The sequence below is a fragment of the Agrobacterium sp. lyk4-40-TYG-31 genome (assembly GCF_030209855.1).
GTDB lineage: Bacteria > Pseudomonadota > Alphaproteobacteria > Rhizobiales > Rhizobiaceae > Agrobacterium > Agrobacterium vaccinii.
Map to the genome: position 1 here is coordinate 400,678 of NZ_JARVRE010000003.1, position 18,730 is coordinate 419,407.

At 56.9% G+C, this 18,730-nt stretch carries 15 protein-coding genes and 1 pseudogene; 5 read left to right on the forward strand and 11 right to left on the reverse strand.

The window, feature by feature from the left end:
- Positions 1-6 precede the first annotated feature (6 nt).
- From QRN55_RS05020 to QRN55_RS05060, 9 genes are all read right to left on the reverse strand, one after another.
- Positions 7-870, reverse strand: a complete 864-nt coding sequence (locus QRN55_RS05020) for an FAD binding domain-containing protein (protein ID WP_350225179.1) — start codon at positions 868-870, stop codon at positions 7-9.
- Complete coding sequence (locus QRN55_RS05025) at positions 818-1,315, reverse strand: (2Fe-2S)-binding protein (protein ID WP_284775353.1); 498 nt, start codon at positions 1,313-1,315, stop codon at positions 818-820. The genes QRN55_RS05020 and QRN55_RS05025 overlap by 53 nt, the downstream gene beginning before the upstream one ends.
- A 45-nt stretch (positions 1,316-1,360) precedes the next feature.
- On the reverse strand, positions 1,361-2,086 hold the full coding sequence (locus tag QRN55_RS05030) for an SDR family NAD(P)-dependent oxidoreductase (protein ID WP_284775355.1): 726 nt from the start codon (positions 2,084-2,086) through the stop codon (positions 1,361-1,363).
- 101 nt (positions 2,087-2,187) lie between these two features.
- The gene (locus QRN55_RS05035; RefSeq protein ID WP_284775356.1) at positions 2,188-3,741 is read right to left on the reverse strand and encodes a sugar ABC transporter ATP-binding protein; all 1,554 of its coding nucleotides are present in this window, start codon (positions 3,739-3,741) and stop codon (positions 2,188-2,190) included.
- Between the two features lie 2 nt (positions 3,742-3,743).
- Positions 3,744-4,763 carry an ABC transporter permease gene (locus QRN55_RS05040; protein ID WP_284775358.1) on the reverse strand — a complete coding sequence of 340 codons (1,020 nt, stop codon included), beginning with the start codon at positions 4,761-4,763 and terminating at the stop codon, positions 3,744-3,746.
- Between the two features lie 176 nt (positions 4,764-4,939).
- The gene (locus QRN55_RS05045; RefSeq protein ID WP_284775360.1) at positions 4,940-6,694 is read right to left on the reverse strand and encodes a hydantoinase B/oxoprolinase family protein; all 1,755 of its coding nucleotides are present in this window, start codon (positions 6,692-6,694) and stop codon (positions 4,940-4,942) included.
- A 13-nt stretch (positions 6,695-6,707) separates the two neighbouring features.
- Positions 6,708-8,825 carry a hydantoinase/oxoprolinase family protein gene (locus QRN55_RS05050; RefSeq protein ID WP_284775361.1) on the reverse strand — a complete coding sequence of 706 codons (2,118 nt, stop codon included), beginning with the start codon at positions 8,823-8,825 and terminating at the stop codon, positions 6,708-6,710.
- A gap of 168 nt (positions 8,826-8,993) precedes the next feature.
- Positions 8,994-9,659, reverse strand: a complete 666-nt coding sequence (locus QRN55_RS05055) for a TetR/AcrR family transcriptional regulator (RefSeq protein ID WP_111838659.1) — start codon at positions 9,657-9,659, stop codon at positions 8,994-8,996.
- A 2-nt stretch (positions 9,660-9,661) separates the two neighbouring features.
- On the reverse strand, positions 9,662-10,027 hold the full coding sequence (locus tag QRN55_RS05060) for a hypothetical protein (protein ID WP_202032945.1): 366 nt from the start codon (positions 10,025-10,027) through the stop codon (positions 9,662-9,664).
- 292 nt (positions 10,028-10,319) lie between these two features.
- Here QRN55_RS05060 and QRN55_RS05065 point away from each other — a divergent pair, with 292 nt between their 5' ends.
- A complete protein-coding gene (locus tag QRN55_RS05065; protein WP_284775366.1) occupies positions 10,320-11,498 on the forward strand; it encodes a sugar ABC transporter substrate-binding protein in 1,179 nt (392 codons plus the stop codon).
- Between the two features lie 74 nt (positions 11,499-11,572).
- Complete coding sequence (locus QRN55_RS05070; protein WP_284775368.1) at positions 11,573-13,870, forward strand: xanthine dehydrogenase family protein molybdopterin-binding subunit; 2,298 nt, start codon at positions 11,573-11,575, stop codon at positions 13,868-13,870.
- Between the two features lie 171 nt (positions 13,871-14,041).
- Here the strand turns inward: QRN55_RS05070 and QRN55_RS05075 are convergent.
- Together QRN55_RS05075 and QRN55_RS05080 are read right to left on the reverse strand one after the other, a co-directional pair.
- Positions 14,042-14,334: pseudogene (locus QRN55_RS05075) on the reverse strand (transposase family protein); the annotation flags it as partial.
- A gap of 60 nt (positions 14,335-14,394) precedes the next feature.
- Complete coding sequence (locus QRN55_RS05080) at positions 14,395-15,399, reverse strand: LacI family DNA-binding transcriptional regulator (protein ID WP_284775370.1); 1,005 nt, start codon at positions 15,397-15,399, stop codon at positions 14,395-14,397.
- 182 nt (positions 15,400-15,581) lie between these two features.
- Between QRN55_RS05080 and QRN55_RS05085 the strand changes: the two genes are divergently transcribed.
- From QRN55_RS05085 to QRN55_RS05095, 3 genes are all read left to right on the forward strand, one after another.
- Positions 15,582-16,829: an ABC transporter substrate-binding protein gene (locus QRN55_RS05085; protein ID WP_284775371.1), complete on the forward strand. Its 1,248-nt coding sequence runs from the start codon at positions 15,582-15,584 to the stop codon at positions 16,827-16,829.
- Between the two features lie 85 nt (positions 16,830-16,914).
- The gene (locus QRN55_RS05090) at positions 16,915-17,838 is read left to right on the forward strand and encodes a carbohydrate ABC transporter permease (protein WP_284775373.1); all 924 of its coding nucleotides are present in this window, start codon (positions 16,915-16,917) and stop codon (positions 17,836-17,838) included.
- Positions 17,839-18,708, forward strand: coding sequence for a carbohydrate ABC transporter permease (locus QRN55_RS05095; RefSeq protein WP_284775375.1), 870 nt, complete (start codon positions 17,839-17,841; stop codon positions 18,706-18,708).
- Positions 18,709-18,730 lie beyond the last annotated feature (22 nt).

Genomic DNA, 18,730 nt, shown 5'->3' on the forward strand with positions numbered 1-18,730 from the left:
GAGCTTTCAGAGGTCTGTAGCGCACTGAGCAATCGCGCGCTGCGCCATGACCCTGATCAAGTTTTCACGATAGGCTCTTGGCCCATGACGATCTTCCAGAATATCGAAGCTGGAGAGGTCTAGATCGGAAACGACATCCAGCGTGAAGTTTTCGTTCAATCTCTGTTCGAGTTGGTTGAGGCGGAAGACGCCGTGGCGACCGGCTCCATTGACGGCCACCGCCACGGAGTGCTGATGCCGAGCAAGGAAGATGCCGACCATTGCATATCCATTCGCCGGGTAAGGAAATTTGACATAGGCAGATGCGGTCGGAATATCGAAGGACACGGCGGTGATCAGTTCTCCATCCTCAAGCGCCGTCTTGAACGGCCCTTCGAAGAAGTCGGCCGCTGCAATCGACCGGGCATCCGTCTCCACAATTGCATTCAAGGCGATCAGGGCGGCGGGATAGTCCGATGCCGGATCGTTTCTGGCGATCGAACCGCCGATGGTGCCGCGATTTTGGATGTGGCGATCACCGATGGTGGCGGCCAGGGTGATCATCGCAGGGCACACCTTCGACAGATCGACACTTTCCACAACATCGGTGTGCGTCACGGCAGCACCGAGCCGAAACCTCATTTCTGTTATCTCGATGTCGCGCATGCCGGGCATGTCAGTCACATCCAGCACATCTGTTGGCGCTTCTTCTCGCGCTCGCATGCGGGGCACCAAAGTAAGACCCCCGGCCATGAATGTCGGCGCAACCGCATCGTTCAAGACGCGTGATTTGGCGGCATGGGACGTGATTTTGTGAAACTGGAATGGACGCATCGCGCTATCCGATCTCGTTTGCAGATTGCGTAAACTCTCCGCCTTGCTGCGCGACATCGAGGATGGCAGCGACGATGTTATGATATCCCGTACAGCGACAGATATTGCCGCTGAGTTCTTGGCGCACGCGTGCCTCATCCAGCGCCCCATTTGCTTTCTCGACGATATCTATAGCAGTCATGATGAGGCCAGGCGTGCAGAAGCCACATTGCAGGGCGTGGTGGTGATGAAAGGCTTGCTGCATGGGGTGCAACTGATCGCCAACAGCCACGCCCTCAATCGTCGTTATCTCAGAGCCATTGACCTGTGCTGCGAGCATGAAACAGGATTTGACCGTTCGTCCATCCACCTTCACCACGCAAGCGCCGCACTGACCGGTGTCGCAACCAACATGCGTGCCGGTCAGACAGAGGTCTTCACGGATGAAATCCACCAGCAGCCTGTTGTCATCAACAATTCGCTCAACCGGTTGGCCGTTTACGACACATGCGACATCTGTCATTTCAACACTCCGCTCGTCCGGCCGCTTTTGACCAGGCGCCATTCGTCAGATCGACATGGCACCGACACTTGCACCGCCGCAGACGAACAATGTCTGGCCGGTGACGAAGCTGCTCTTCTGATCCGCGAAGAACATGAAGGCGTTCGCGACATCATCCACCGTTCCCAGTCTTCCGACCGGAATGCGGGTGGCAAGCTCAGCCTCTCTCTCGCTTCCTTTTGGCACGATATCCCAGAAGTTATCGGTCTGAATCGGTCCCGGTGCAACGATGTTGACGGTGATCTGGTGTTTGGCCAGTTCCAGTGCCCAGGTGCGCGCCATGCCGATCATGCCTGCTTTGGTGGCGCTATAGGCCGTGCGTGTCGGGGCGCCCAAGGCAGCTCTGGAGGCGTTGAACATGATGCGCCCAAAACGGCGTTCCTTCATTGTCGGCAGGAATGCCTGAGCCAATGTCAGCGCCGAACCCAGATGAAGTTGGGCCAGCCCGGTGATATCTTCGGCACGGGCCTCTTCGATAAGGTTTGGCCAGATGACGCCTGCATTGTGGATGAGATGCGTGACCTGATGGGAGGCCGCGATTTTCGTCGACACATCTTTGACCGCCTTCTCATCGAAAAGATCGGCCTCGACGGAGGTCAGATTTGCGTGGTGAAAATCCGGGGCGTGGCGTGAGATGGAGATGACTTTATAGCCTTCCGCCAGCATGCGTCTGGCCAATTCGGCACCTATGCCCTTGCTGCCTCCGGTAATAACGGCCGTGAAATCATTCATATGTCTTCTCCCTGCGGCATTCCGCCGGACATCTGGTTTATTCTTCGACCGGTCCTTTGTGATGCTGGCCGGTTCACTTGCATGACGCCCTGAGGCAGTCTTCACATCGTCTTTTCAAGTTCATGCGCCGTCTCGTCGCTGGCATAGACCAGTTCGACAATGGTCTGTTCGCTGACATCCTCGCCGCCGAGTTCACCCACGAGGCGGCCCTCTCTCAGCACGACCACACGATCGCTGAGCGAGACGAGTTCGCTGAAATCCGACGAGATGACGATGGCCGAACGGTTGCCCGTGACGACCGAGCGGATAAGGTCGAACATTTCCTGTTTGCCATGCACATCGACGCCCTGGGTCGGCTCATCGAAAATGAAAACGCGATTGTCCTGCGTCATCCACTTGGCCAGAACCACTTTCTGCTGGTTGCCGCCGGAGAGAAGACGGACGGTTTGTTCGGGGCCGGGTGTTTTGACGGAAAGCTTGTCGATCAGCCCGTTGGCCGTCTCGCGCTCACGTTTGCGGCTGATGAACGGCGAGCCGCTGGCACGGTGATGCTTCAGGGACGCGATGGTCATGTTCTCGCGAACAGACATGCTGAGAACCAGGCCTTGATGTCGGCGATCCTCCGGCAGCAGCACCACGCCGGCCTTCACCGCATCGCGTGGCGAACCCAATCGCATTGCCTTGCCCATCAGCTCTATAGAGCCGGATGTCGCTCGGTCGGCACCAGCGATCAACCTGACGAGTTCAGTCCTGCCAGAGCCGACCAGTCCCGCGATCCCCAGTATCTCTCCGGCCCTCAGTTCGAACGAGATGTCTTGGACGACGGAACTGCGCGACAAACCTTTCACCGTCATGATGGTCTCACCATGGAGCGCGGAATTTCTCTGTCTGCGTGCAGACGGGTTTGCGGGAGCATCCTTTGCCGTTCTGCCCGCAATGGCCGCAACGATGGATTTTTCGTCGGTGTCGGCGGTCGATGTTTCCAGCGTCACCCGCCCATCCTGCATGACGATGACCCGATCGGTGATATCGACGATCTCCCGCAGCCTGTGCGACACGTAGATGACCGTGCGGCCTTCTTCTCTCATCTGGCGAACGATGCGGTGCAGTTGGGCAATTTCGGTTTCGGTCAGCGATGTGCTGGGCTCATCCAGCACCAGCAGGCGGGCATCCTGATAGAGCGCGCGCCCGATCATCACCATGCGCTGCTGCACCATCGTCAGATCGCCGACGCGGTGGTGCGGGAGAATGGCAGGGTCCAGCCGCGCGAGAACGGTGCTGACCCGTCTTGCAAGTTCTGTCCAGTCGATCAGCACGCCGAAGCGTTTTGGAAACGGCGTCCCGAAGGCGACATTTTCAGCCACCGTCATTTCCGGCGCATTGGCGAGTTCCTGATGCATGAAAGCGAGACCGCAGCGATGCGCCATCGATGTCCCGTAGCTTGGCGGCATCAACTCGCCATTGATCAGCAACTGGCCTGCATCGGGCTTCTCGATACCAGCGAGAATGCGAATGAGGGTCGACTTGCCCGCGCCGTTCTTTCCAACCAGACCGATCACTTCACCGCGACCGATGTCGATGCTGACATTGTCTAGGGCACGGACGCCGGGGTAACGGCGTTGCAGATTGCGGGTGGAGACCAGTGGCGCGTTCATGGTCACTCTCCCTTTCGGCTAAGCCGGGCGAGCAGGATCGCGATGGCGAGAATTCCGCCCTGAATGATCTGCACCAGCGGGCCGCTGAGGTTGAGAACGGTCAGTCCGCTGCCGATGACTTGCAGAAACAGCGCGCCAAGCGCCGTGCCCACCGGCGTGAAACTGCCGGGACGAAGCATGGATGATCCCAGGAAGGCGGCGGCATAGGCTGGTAGCAAAAGTCCGAGGCCGGTATTCGGATTGGCGGCACCTGCTTGCGATGTGAGGAGTACACCCGTCAGCGCTGCGAGAAGACCGACGATGCCGTAACCCAGAGCTTTCAGAAACCGGACTGGCACGCCTGACAATCGTGCGGCCTCTGCATTGCCGCCGATGGCGTACATGTAACGGCCCGGTTCTGTATGTCGCAGGAAGACATGGGCGACGAACAGCACGGCAAGGGCGATGTATATCTGGTTGGACAGCCCAAAGCTGACATCCCCGGCTATTGCGCTATAGGATTCAGGAATGCCCTCGAAGATGCTCGCAGAGCCCGTGAGATGCAGGCCCAATCCGGTAAAGACCGTACCCATCGCAATCGTCAGAATAAAGGACGGCAGCGCGGCATAGGCAATCAGCGCACCGGTGATGCTGCCCAGCCCCAGTCCCACCAGGAGGGCCAGCAAAACGCCGGGCAAGGTGCCCAATCCCATATAACTGGTCGATACGAACACGACGGCGGTTGTGGCACAAAGGGCCACAAGGCCACCGACCGATAGATCGTAGTCGTTCATCGCCAGAACGAAAGTGATACCCAAGGACACGATGAGCAAAGGCGCGCAATCACGCAGAATGGACTTCATCATGAATAGCGTGAGGAAGGAACTGGGGCGAAGGCTCGCAAACACGATGAAGGTCAGGATCATCGCGACGATGACGCCGTAGCGCGCGAGAAACCTGCGAGCAACCATCAAAGTGCCAGGCGCTGGGGCAGTATCCGGTTGCTTCACCGCAGATGTGGAATGGGAAGGAAGTACGGCCATAACTACCTCAACTGAGCTGTTCATCGTTCGATGATGAGAGCATTCGCTCTCAAGGCTATCCGTATGGCTTGTTCGGCAAAAACGCCGACCAAGAATTTCTGGGATGGGCAAAGCCGAGCTTCCGTCAGCCCCGCCCATCTCCGTCTGCCGTCGCGCTATTGCGCTGCCGCTCTCAACTACGCCGTGGCACCTTCGTCCAAGGCTCCGCCCTGTGTGAAGGCGACGCGATAGACGTCTTTTGCACGCTGTTCGGAAATCCAGCCTTCGCGCACATCTTTCAGAACCAGCGCCGGGTCGCGCGCATCGGGGCGACCATATCCGCCACCGCCGGTACACATGGAAACGACGGTCTCACCAGGTTCCAGAACGAGTTGGGTGAAGTTTGGAAGCTCTTCAAGAGAGCCGTCACGCAACCGTTTATACTGTTGGGCGCAGGCGCCATCATGCCCACCTCGAACACCGCGCGGGGCATTGTGCGTACCATCGCTGGTGTAGATGATCTCCAGCTTGGTATCGACCGGGCCGTATTCCACATAGGCGCCCGGCGCACCGCGGAAACGACCTGCCCCCTCGCTATCGGTAATGATCTGCTGGGCCTTGATCTCGATGGGATATTTCATCTCGTCAACTTCGACGCTGTCGTGCATCTGCAAACCCGCAACACCCACACCGATGACCGTCAACCAGCCATCGGCCTTCGGCGCACCTGCGCCATTGGTCACGAGCAGGGAGAGGAAGTTGACGAAGGGCCCGCGACCTTCGCGAGGATCGACGCCAGAGATAACGGCCATGGCAGGCGGCAGGCATTTCCCGATTTCGGCCATACCAAAGCCGTCACCCAACTCTGCCAGCCCCATGGCAACTGCTTTGCCAACGGTCTCTGCAAGGTTGGTCGTTGCCGTCGAGCAACTGAAGGGATGGCGGGGAATGCCGACCATGCAATTTTCCCGCAGCCGGATATCAAGCCTGCGGAAACTGCCGGCATTTGGCGGCACCGGCCGCGCCAGACTGGAGAAGATACCGGCCATCGTGTTGCTGGTCGCAGTCGATTCCGTCAGGTTGAGACCAATCGGCTGGCAATCGAGATTGTCCGTCAGGTCTACAATGATGCGTCCCTGCGCCGGGTCAACTTCGATATCGGCATTGACGGGCAGGCCATCAGGCGCACCGGGCACGGGATCGTGCATCAGCGAAACACGAACGGAACCGGCAGGCAAGTCACTGATGGCTTCCGCCATCTGCTGTTCGCTGTAATCGAACCATGCGGATGAGAACGAGCGCAGTGTGTCACTGCCCATTTCGCCGACCAGTTCCAGCAAACGCCGTTCGCCAATGCGTGCCGCTCCGAGGATGGCGAGGAAATCGCCGTGCCACATGTCGGGAACGCGCAGTCTGACTTTGCACTCGCGCACAAAATCCTGATTGATAACGTAGCGGGACTGGACCTTGCTGCACGGGAAGATCAGCGCGCCTTCCTGATAGACATCCTTTGCCGTGGCATAGAATGTCGTCGGGATGGAGTTGCCGCAGTCTGCGACATGGGCCTTGGCGAAAACCGTGAAGTGATGCACGCCCGCGTCGTCGATGACGGGCATCAGCACGCACCAGTCGGCGGCATGCGAGTTGCCATGATAGGGCGAATTGGCGAGGAAGGCATCGCCCTTGGCCATATCGGGATGCCATTCCTTCATGTAGCGCGCCTGAAGGTCAGGGCCTCGGAAGGTGTGGCAGGGCAGGCTTTCGGCAACGGTCAGCAGATCGTCATCCGCAGTCAGAATGCCGCAGGAAAAGTCACGCGCCATGTTCATGATCGCGGAGCGCGCGGTGCGCTGCAAGGTGTTCGTCATGGCATTGACGACCGCTTCCATGCGGTTGTTGATCAGTGCCAGTCGCAGTCCGTCGAAACGGGAGGGGTTCTCGATAGCTGTCATGTCATCAGTCCCTTCAATTCGCTTTGACGCGGTTTTGGCGAAGCAGGTCAAGCACCAGCGACCCTGACTCAAGCCGTGTGATCGACGCATCCGGTGGAACGACAACCGTCGTCACCAGGGATTCAACGATGACGGGACCAGTGACCGTTTCGCCTATGGCAAGCGACTCGTAGCTGCGCACCCGTGCCGAAACGCGGCCATGGCCGGTGAAATAGGCAGAACGCTGCCGTTCCTGTCGGGGTGCATCGCTGGGCGGCCCGCTCTGGAATGGCCGACGTGGCAGCATGCAACGGATTTGCGCGTGCCAGGCGATGATTTCGACTTCGGAAGCAGGATCGGACACCGCAAACAGAGCTTCATGTGCCTTGTGGAAATCCTCACGGAAGGCCGCAACATCTTCCGCACTCGTGAACCTGGCAGATCGCAGGGGAACGTCGATTTCCCATGCCTGGTTGGGATAGCGTGCTTCGACGGAATAGGTGATTTCATGGCCGACGGTACCGGCACCCGCACCGGCGACGAATGCCTCGCACTTCTTCGTCAGTTGTTCGATGGTCTGCGCGGCCAGTTCGAAATTGAAGTTGCGTGTGGTGGCCAGTGCGGTGGTCGAGAAATCCTGTGTCAGGTCGGACAAAAGAGCACCAGCCGCACTCAGCGCCGCGGAAACTTCAGGGATGATGACCCGGTCGATGCCCAGACGCTGTGCGATGAGAGCAGAATACAATCCAGCCCCGCCGCCACCGCCGATCATCACCGCCTGTTGCGGATCGATGCCCTGATTGAGCGTCAAATCTTCGATGGCCGTGACCATGCGTTCGCAAGCGAGACGGAAAATGGCGTCCGCTGCCTCATCCAGCCCCAGACCAAGTGGCCCGCCGACATCCTTGGCGATGGCATCTGCCGCAGGCTGCGCATGGATCTTCATGGCGCCACCGAGGAAGTAGTCGGGATCGACATAACCCAGCACGACGCAGGCATCCGTGACCGTGGGGCGTGTGCCGCCGCGACCCCAGCAGACCGGGCCAGGAGATGAGCCCGCACTTTGCGGACCGACATGCAACAGCCCGCCTCTGTCCACCCAGCCGATGGAACCGCCACCGGCGCCGATGCTGCGAACATCGACGGAAGGAAAGCCGGTCATGTGCAATTGTCCAGCGCGATCCACCATCGTTTCACGCGTCCAGGGAATGACACCGTTCTTGATGAGGCCGACGTCATAGGTCGTGCCACCCGCATCGGTCACGATGGCATTGCCACTACCGGCATCAATTTGTGCATAGTGACGGCCCGCGACGGGTGCGGCGGCTGGTCCTGAACCAATCGTGTGGATCGGCGTATCCCACACGTCGGACGCATCTAGAACGCCGCCGGCGGATGTCAGGATCAACAAACGACCGGAAAATCCGGCTTCACGAAGGCGGCCATCCAGATTCTGGATGTAGCGGCTCATCAACGGCTTTAGCGAGGCATCGATAGCCGCCGATGAGGCGCGGCGATATTCGCGGATTGTCGGGTTGAGCTGATGCGACAGCGTATAGGGCACGCCCGGAAGGTGTTCTTCCAGCAAAGCGCCAATGCGTTGTTCATGGGCGGGATTGACGATGGACCACAGCAGGCAGACTGCAACAGCCTCGATGTCCTGAGTGGCCAGCGTCTTGATGACCTCGATGACCGCAGCTTCGTCCAAAGGCTCGGAAACCTGACCATCGGCGCGAACGCGCTCCGGCACCTCGTGGGACAAAGCTCTTGGAATATAGGGGTCCGGGTAGGAAAAGGTGTAATCCAGAGGCGCTGCTCTGCCGCCACCTTCACGGATCAACAGAATATCGCGGTGACCCCTGGTGGTAATGAAGGCGGTCTTTGCCGTCGCACCCTCAACAATCGCATTCGTTGCACGGGTCGTTCCGTGAACGAAACTGCCGCAGCGAGCGAGCAGACTTTGAGCATCCGTCTTCAACTGTGTCGCTGCGAAGCCGACGACATCGAGAAGTCCGCGGATGGGATCATCAGGTGTTGTGGGTTGCTTGAAGAACCGAAGACCTTCGGGCAGGCCCTCTATTACCAGGTCCGTGAAGGTGCCTCCGGTATCGACACCGAAACGCAGATCATGACCGATTGCCGATTGCGACATCAGGTAAAGTCTCCCTTTTTCATCAACGCCTATCCATGATGGATGCCTCTTTGCGAGGAGTGCGCTGGTCTTTGAGTTCCCTGCCGATCTTTGCCGGCGATTTCCTTACTTATCGTTCATTAAGGAAAAACCGTCAATATGGAATTTGACGATTCTTAATGTCGATTTTTACTTTGGGTCGTAACCGACCATGGAGAGAACGAGATTCTTGTACAGGTCTGCCACGTCGGACGCGCTCAACCGTCCCTGTGGATGAGCCCAGGAAAACACGTATTCGCACATGGTGATAATCGCGAAGGATGTTGCGGTCTGGTCCCCGAAGCGGAACAGCCCGGCCTCAAGGCCGGACGACAGAATTTTGTTGAGCAATTCGTAGATTTGACGCTGGATGGCATCCAGCTGGCCCTGCTGCTTCTTCGTCAAGGCATCATAAAGCTGCCGGTAGGCCCCTAGCGCACCAGGCTCTTTGAGGCGTTCATTCTGTTGCAGCTTCAGAAAAACATAGGTGCGAACGAACTGGCCCAGCCGTACCTCCGGCGTGTTTTCCTGTCCGCTTGGCAGCAATGCATAGGAGAACCGGCGAAGCTCGTCATGAACGGCGGCAAAGCAGATGTCACGCTTGGCCTTGAAGTGCCAGTAAAGAGCGGGCGCGGAAATGCCTACCTCTTTCGCGATGGCGTTGAGGCTGGTGCCGCGATATCCCTTGTCATAGAAGATCGGCAGCGCGGCATTCAGTATTTTCTGACGTGTCTGTTCAGGCGCTTCCGCCGCGCTTGGATCTACCGATATCTTTTTGGGAGAAGCCGCCACATTGCCTCGCAGTCTGCTTGCCATTATCAGGTCCGGCCGAAAAAGAGTTCTCGTCCAAATCGGGCCTCAACTTTCATATACTTCCACAATCGATCCTCGCCTATACGAAACTCGCGAAGAATATTGCAGACATTCGTCACCGCATCGAGGTTGGGGACGTCAGCCAGAATATAACACGTCCAGGGATAGCCGGTGGCCGGGCCGACAACGGTTCTGTCGTCGTCAAGCGTGCCCAGAACCTTGACGCCGAAGCGGGTTTCAAGGTCTTTATAGGCCTCGATCAAGGTGTTGAAGACGAGCTTGCGGGTGGCATCCGATGCCTCGTAAAATGCCGGTAGTACACCGAAGCAAAACAGGGCCCGCTCCATTGCATCATTTCCCATAAGCGCCATTGTTCTCTCCTTCAAAAATCAAAAGCGGTAACCGATCCGCATTGTCTGCGACCGTGTTGTCGATTGACTTTCTTCCTTAATGAATGATAAGTCAATTCAGCAACGCACAAAACCGGATGACCAGCAGCATAGTCGGCGTTCGGTAGAGTTATGCAGGCGGCTTCATGCTGCCCCGCCAAGGGTACGCCAGTATCTGGCTTGCCAGCTCATTGCCTGATCACATCCGACTGACAATCTTCTCGGCCCTGAACGGATGCGTTGTTGAAAACAAAAACAATCAAGAGGTGAACGAATGAAAAACATGGGAACGCTCGCCAGTCGCCTTCGGGCTTTCAAGCTCCAGATCACCGCAACCGCCGCGATGGCGTTGCTGGCCGGCCAGGTCATGGCGCAGGACGCTCAGGTCTGGAAGCTTCAATCCACCGACGCGCAACAGAAACAGGCTGCCGAATCCGGTGCTGCCGACGGCAAATCCAAGGGAACCGCCACCCTGCCGACGGATAAAAAGATCGGCGTCGTCCTGCTCTCCGGCCAATCGGCGTCCAGCAACCGCATTCTGGAACCCGTCAAGGCACTGGCCGAATTGCTTAAGTTCGAAGTCATTACCTGCGACCCCAACTTCGACGCACAGAAGGTCGCGCAATGTGCGACATCCATGGTCGCGCAGAGCGCCAGCGCGATCTTTACCATTTCCACCAGCCCCGGCCCGATGGGATCTGCGCTGCGTGATGCGAAAGACGCTGGAATACCGGTTATCGGTATGGTCAGCAGCGTTCAGCCGACACCACTGATTATCCAGTATGGCAGCCCGGGTGTGGCCTCGGCACAGCTTTCGGCAAAATGGCTTTTCGATAACGCCAAGCAGCGCAAAGGCCCGGACGCCAAGCTGAAATTCATGCTTTTGACCGCGCCGACTGTTGGCTTGGCCAATCTCATCGAAGAGCAGGAAGTCATCAAAGCGGCCGCTGCTAATCCGAATGTCGAAATCGTCATCAAGCACGATCTTGATCTCGGCAATATCGTGCAGGACACGATTGCGATGTCGAAGCAGGCGGTGCAGCAGCACCCTGATCTCGCTGGCATCTGGACCGTGTGCGACCTTTGCATCCCCCTGATTTCCCAGGCTCTCGATGGCGAAGGTGTGACGGGTGACAAACGCCCGATCATCGTTGGCGACTATACCACAGCCCAGACCGTGGATCTGATCCGCAAAGGCAAGGTGGATGGCGTGATGGACTTGCCGCTCGAGGCCTCCGTCTGGGTCGGTTTCGACCAGCTTCTCAGCTTCTGGTCCAAGGAAACGCCGATCAACACATCCTACGATGTGTTCGAAAAGGGTTACGGCCTCAAATTCATGGAGCCCTATATCCTCACAAAGGCCAATATCGGCGCCTCCGGTCCGATCCCTGTGATCAGCTCGGATTACGAAAGCTATTTCCGAGCCAAATGGAAAGCGGAATACGGTCTTTGATGATTTACTGACGCAATGCGCGGCTGTCTGGGCGCTGGCCGCGCATTTAGTTCCTGTTGTGCAGAGGTGTTCGAATGGAAAAGACTGTTGGTAAACCCATTCGTCGCAAGGAAGATCGCAGGTTTCTGACCGGCTCCGGCCAGTATCTCGCTGATGTCAGCTTCGATGGCGCCTGTCAGGTCCACATCGTCAGATCGCCACATCCACACGCTGAGATCATGAATATCGATACCACGGCAGCAGCAGACATGCCGGGCGTTGTTGCCATTCTCACCGGCGAGGATGTCAAAAGGGATGGCGTTCCGCCTTTGCCCTGCTGCATTCGCATTCCGCTTAAACCCGGCACCACGCAGACATTTCCCGACCACCCCATTCTGGCCATTGGTACTGTCCGCTATGTCGGCGAACCCATTGTCATGATCGTTGCGGAAACGTTGGAACAGGCACGCGATGCAAGCGAGCACCTCTCCATCACCTTTCGAGAGCTGCCGTTTGTAACGGACCCCGCGAGAGCACTCGATGAAAACGCGCCCTCTGTTCATACGGACGTTCCCGGCAATATCAACTTCACCTGGGAGGTTGGTGATGAAGAGGCGACATCACAGGCTTTCGCCAACGCCGCACAGATTGTGTCCCTCGATATCGTCAACAATCGCGTAGCACCTTCGCCTTTGGAGCCACGCGGTGCCGTTGGACTGTGGGACGATGACGGTGGTTACACCTTGCATCTGTCCTGCCAGGGTGCGCACTGGATCAAGGATACTCTGTGCAAATTCGTCCTCAACGACGTGCCGGAGGATAAAGTCCGCGTCGTCGTGCATGATGTTGGCGGCGGTTTCGGCACGAAGCTTTTCCTGACGCCGGAATATGTGCTGGTTCTATGGGCTTCGCGCCGGACGGGACGGACCGTGCGCTGGATCGCGGACCGTACGGAGAGTTTCTATTCCGACACGCACGGGCGGGACAATGTGACCCGCGCCGAACTGGCAATGGACGACCAGTGCAAGTTTCTCGGCCTTCGAGTTTCGACCATCGCCAATATGGGTGCCTACCTCTCCGAATATGCACCGACGATCCCGACCGGCGACCGCATGCATGAGGGGGCCTATGTTTTTCCAGCCGCCCACGTGGAAGTACGAGGCGTCTTTACCAATACCGGGCCTGTCGAATCCTACCGCGGTGCAGGCCGCCCGGAAGCGACCTACATGATCGAACGTCTTGTCGACCTGGCCGGACGCCAAAGCGGGATTGGCCCCATCGAAATCCGTCGCAGAAATTTCGTTCAGTCCGACGCCATGCCCTACGAGAGCAGACTTGGCCATGTCTATGACGACGGTAACTTCCCATTGTTGCTGGAAGAGGCATTATGCGACGCAGACTGGAATGGCTTTGCCGAGCGGCGCCGGCATTCCGAAAGCATAGGTCGCTATCGAGGCTTGGGAATATCCAGCTATATCGGTGTCTGCGCCGGTGAACCCATCGTGCAGGCGCAACTCGTTTTTGAAACAGATCAGACAGTGACGGTCACGCTCGGAACGCAGTCCAGCGGGCAAGGCCACATCACCGCCTATTCGCAGATCGTCGCGGATAAATTGGGCGTCCCTTTCGAATCCGTCACCATCCGGCAAGGCGACACCGCCTGGATGCGGGCAGGCAGCGTGACCGCCGGTTCCCGGTCGATTCCGCTGGGTGGTGTTGCGGCAGAATATGCGGCGCAAAAAGCCATAGACACGGGAGCAAGCACGGCTGCCGAGTTTTTCAATGTCTCCCAGGACGCAATCACTTTTGAAAATGGCGTGTTCAGGGTCAGCGGCACCAACCACACCATCGGCATCTTCGAAGTCGTCGCGCTGTTGGCAACCAAGGGCGAGGCTCTCCAAGGCTATGGAGAATTCGTCCCGTCTGTTGGCACCTTTACGAATGGCTGTCATATCTGCGAGGTGGAAATCGATCCACAAACCGGTTCGATCGAAGTTGTCGCTTACACCGCTGTCGATGATTTCGGCAAGATCATCAATCCTATGCTCGTCGCCGGTCAAGTCCACGGCGGCGTCGCTCAGGGCATCGGCCAAGCGCTGTGCGAGCAGGTGGTATATGGCGAAAGCGGACACCTCGCTTCATACGACTTCGATGGATATGCGATGCTGCTTGCCAGTCATCTGCCCACCATCGCGGCACGGACAATCGAAATACCCTGTCTGAACAACCCGCTCGGCACAAAAGGAATGGGGGAAGCAGGCGCGATAGCCGCGCCACCAGCGGTCGTAAATGCCGCCTTGGATGCGCTCTGGGGAGCAGGTGTTCGTAACATCGATATGCCGCTGACAAGTTCGCATGTTTGGAGTGCGATGAGAGGCGCTAAAAGCGGCTAGGATGATCTCGTTATCCGCGATCAAATGCCTCTGAGAGACGGTCATTGTCTGGCCTTTACTAACTCCTGCTACCAACTCGCAATACAAAGTACTGATGGCATCTAGCTTGAAGAAGGAACTCTTCTCGAATCCGAATACCATGCTGGATAGAGCTAGGGCGTGGTCTCTTGAGGACCTGATCCATATCCGGGTGGCGAGATGTTTTACGGCTGCAAGGAAGTTTTTGCGGGTCCTTGTCATGCTGGGTAGCGATGCCTCCAAATTGCTTGAGCTTGTTGAAGAGCCGCTCGACAGGGTTACGTTGGCGATAGATCCATGAGCTGAACGAAAAGTTTTCCTTGCGGTTTTTGTTGACGGGATATTGGCCCAGGCTCGCTTTTTCTTTGCAACGTCCGCTCCGCCATCTGGCTGTCGGACGCCTGTTCAGGAGTGAAGTCGGTACCAATTGGACGGCCGTCTGTATTTGGCCGATGATCCATTCAAGTCGGTCGGGGCTTCCAGCCGACAAGCTCGTTGGTGAATTGCTAATGAGAGCCGCAGGATTTCCTAACGACTAAACTACACGGCAGCTTAGTTACGCCCAGCCCTGTTGTTTCGCCCTTTGAAAGCGCAAGGATAGCCAATCCGGCCTTATGGCCAAGTTCTTTGAGTTCCATATCAACCGTTGTAAGTGGCGGTCGGGTTTGCTTCGACACGACCTCCCAATTATCGAAGCCGACTACAGCCACGTCGCCGGGCACCGAGATATTGAGATCCCTGAGCGCATCAATGACACCGCGCGCGATTTCGTCGCTCCCGCAAAAGATTGCGTCCGGATTTGATTTCTCGTTAGAAAACACCGTGTTGACCGCCTCGCGGCCCCAATCTTCCGACCATTCACCAAACATCACCTCGGCGTGGTCTCCAACACATTCACGGTAGGCGTCTGCGCGCGTGCGGGCGGACTTGTAATCCTCTGGACCGGTGATGTGGAGAATACGCGACCGGCCCGATTTCATCAGTTGCTGGACAGCCAGTCTTGCCCCCTGCGCGTCATCAGGAACGAAGGCCACGCTTGTCTCTGGTCCTTCTGCAAAGACGTAGACGATCGGTATATGCAGGCGGGTGAGTTCGACGGGGGCCTTCATGTCGAGGCGGGTGGCCGTGAAGATGATGCCATCCACCTGCCGGTCAAGAAGCGCCTCAAGATGCAGTTTGGCCAGACGAGGATCATTGTTGGTTGCGCAGAGGAAGACAGAAACACCCTGATCAACTAAGACTTCAGACACACCGGCTGCGACAGGCAACGTCAATCTTCCATAAGTGTCGTTAGTCAACATGCCGATTGCATGGCTACGTTTTTGCAGCAATCCACGCGCGAGTGCGTTGGGCCGAAAACCGATCTCTTCAGCAATTTTACGGACCCGGTCACGCGTTTCAGGATTCGTTCTGCCGGTGCCATTCAAGGCATTTGACGCTGTAGAAATGCTAACGCCCGCAGCCTCCGCCACATCGTGTATCGTACGTCTTTTGCCGACTTTATCGTTCATTTTTGGTCCTGTTACCTCGTGTGATAAAACGTTTTATCAGAAATAAATGAGCTGTTAAAAGGTTTTATCAGATTCTTAGTGGTTCGTTGTGCACTGACTGTCGACAGTTGAGAAAATCCGCATTACCCTTTGGTTTGTCTCCATGATTTCATGGCCAAAAAAGCGAAAAAAGGGGAACTAGCATGCTTCGATTTAAAACAACGATCACCGTTCTTATGTTGCTGGCAAGTTCTTCTCTCGCCAGCGCCGCAGAGGTGACTTTGTGGGTCCGTACATCGTCCGGTGCGGTCCTGCAGGGGTTGGCTGAAAAGTACAATGCGTCCCACTCCGACAAAGTCAACGTGACACAGATCACCGCAGAACAGATGGTGCCGAAACTTGGCGCTGCCATTGCTGGCGGTGCGGCACCCGATGCTGCCGTGCTCGATCTGATCTATCTGCCGACCTTTGCTGCCGCTGATGGCCTTGAGGACATCACCGATTTCGTGAAGGGTCTGCCTTACGGCACTGCGTTGAGCCCATCACATATTCGCCTCGCGACTTACGAGGATAAGATTTACGGCGTGCCCGCTCTGCCTGACGCTTCTATCATCGCCTACAACACCGATCTCTTTACCAAAGCCGGCCTTGATCCGAACAAGGCTCCGGCTTCACTTGAAGAAATCGCGCAGGATGCCAAGAAAATCACCGCGCTTGGCAATGAGACCTACGGATTTTACTTCGTCGCCAATTCCGGAAGCTGGCTGATCTATGACTTCCTACCGCACCTGTGGGCTGGCAAAGCCGACGTGCTGAGCGACGATGGCCTCAAGGCAACTATCGATACGCCTGTTATGCGCGATACGATTGCCGCTTACCGCGACATGTGGAAGGCCGGCGCAATCCATCCGACCTCGCGTTCCGGCAACGGCAACAATGCGGTCGAGGCATTCGCATCCGGCAAAGTCGGTATCCTCATGACCGGTTCCTACATCGTCAACTTACTGTCGAGCAAATATCCTGACGTGAAGTTCAACGTTGCGCCGATCCCCGGACCCAAAGGCGGTGAATCGAGCTTTGCTGGCGGCGATACGCTTTCATTGATCAAGGGCATCAGTGAAGAGAAGAAGAAGGTCGCTCTCGACTTCGTCAACTTCTACATGCAGCCGGAACAGCAAGTCTATATCACGCAGGAATCCGGCATGCCGTCGCGCACAGACCTCGCCAAAGAGGCCTATGCCAAGTTCGACAAGCGCAACCTTGTTGCCTACGACATTCTGGCCAAGGCGCGCACGCCCTACACCTTCTCGTCTGACGAGCTTTTCGTGAGCAAGACCGGTCCTTTCCTCAACCTCATCCAGGGCACGATCTTTGGTGATGATGTGGATGGAGCGATTGTCAAGGCACAGGCTGATTTTACAAAAATCCTGGAACGTACAAATCCGAACTAACGGCAGTTTTGTGGATCGCAAAGCATGTAACGGCGCCCTGTGATCCACCGCCGTAAAAATATATTTAAACAGAACGGAGGGTGCAGTGACGTTGTCGGCGCTACGCAGTAAACCGCGCGCGGTTGGTGGAGGAGAGCCTGAGCCGAAGGGTTGGCTTGGGATCGCATTCATCGCGCCCAGCTTCGTGTTTATCTTAGGCCTATTTCTCGTGCCGCTGGTGATGACGGTTTGGATGAGCTTTTACAATTGGCCGCTTCTTGGACGCAGCAAATTTATCGGGCTGGCCAATTATGCCGAACTGATGGATGACGTTCAGCTTTGGCATTCGTTCGGCTTCACCTTGCTTTACACCGTCCTTGTTACGGCGGCCATCATGCTTGTGGCTTTCCCGCTGGCGCTTTTGGTGGATCGTCCGCTTCGCATTATCGGCTTTTTCCGCACCATCTATTTTATGCCTGTGGTCATTGGTTTTGGCGCGGCATCGACATTATGGATGTGGCTGCTAAACCCGGATAGCGGAGTGTTTGCCCAATTACTGCGCGGCATAGGATTGATCGACAGCGCGCCACGACCGCTGGAAAGTTTCTGGTCTGCACTTGCCGTCGTCATCCTGATGGTCGTCTGGAAAACCGCTGGATTCACCATGGTCATTCTGCTGACCGGCCTTCAGGGCATATCGAATGATGTGATCGAGGCCGCCAAGATCGATGGTGCAAATGCGTGGAGCCGTTTCCGGCGCATCACGCTGCCCTTGATGCGCAATTCCGTGGTGTTGGCGCTCGTCCTGAATGTGACGTCATCCATGCTGGCGTTCGACCAGTTCTTCATCATCACGCAGGGCGGACCCGCCAACGGCACCATATCAGCGGTTTTCTCAATCTACCTCGCATCCTTCTCGTCTTACCGCCTCGGTTATGGCTCGGCGATCTCGTTTGCTTTGCTCGTCGTGCTGGTTGCGATAAGTGCGATCCAGTTCGTCTTTCTGCGCCAACGGCCGGAGGAGGGCTGAATGGATCGAATGCTCCACAAACCCGCGCGGAAACCTGCCAGTGAACACCTATCGTTTCTCGGCTTCCTGCTCGTCGCGCTGCTCTTCGCGATCTTCTTCATCATGCCGATCGTCTGGTCGTTCGCCAACTCCTTCAAGCCGGCGGCAGAAGCGCTCGCAAACCCTGCGGCACTGTTTTCAAAGACGTTCTCGCTGGAAAACTATCGCCGTCTGGAGCATGTCGGTGCGGGCTGGTATGTCTATGCCGGAAACTCCGTGATGATTGCTGTCGGAACCGTTATGCTGACGGTTCTCATCTCGGTGCCTGCGGGGTATGGTTTTTCAAAATTCCGTTTCCCCGGGCAGTCGCTGCTGTTCATTCTGATCATGGCGACGATGATGATCCCGTTCCAGTCGATCCTGACGCCGCTTTTCCTGATCCTCAAAGTCTTGAAACTGCAGAACAGTCTTTTCGGTCTTGTGCTAATCTACGTGACCTTCCAGCTTCCATTCTCGATCTTTATGATGCGCAATGCCTTCGATGCCGTGCCAAAAGCGCTTATTGAGGCGGCCCGTATCGATGGGGCTTCGCAGGCGACGATCCTGCGGCGCATCATGTTGCCTATTGCCCTGCCTGGTGTTGCCACCGTGGCCATGTTCGCTTTCCTCAACTCATGGAACGAGTTTCTGGCGGCGCTGATTTTCCTGTCGGACCAGAACAAGTTCACTTTGCCGATCATGCTGGTGAATGTTGCGTCTGGCATTTACGGCATTATCGATTGGGGTGCACTTCAGGCGGGCATCGCCGTCACCATGCTGCCGTGCATCCTGCTTTTCCTTCTTTTGCAACGATATTACGTGCGCGGCCTGACCTCCGGCGCCGTCAAGTAACAGTGGTCTTTCCGACCAAGGA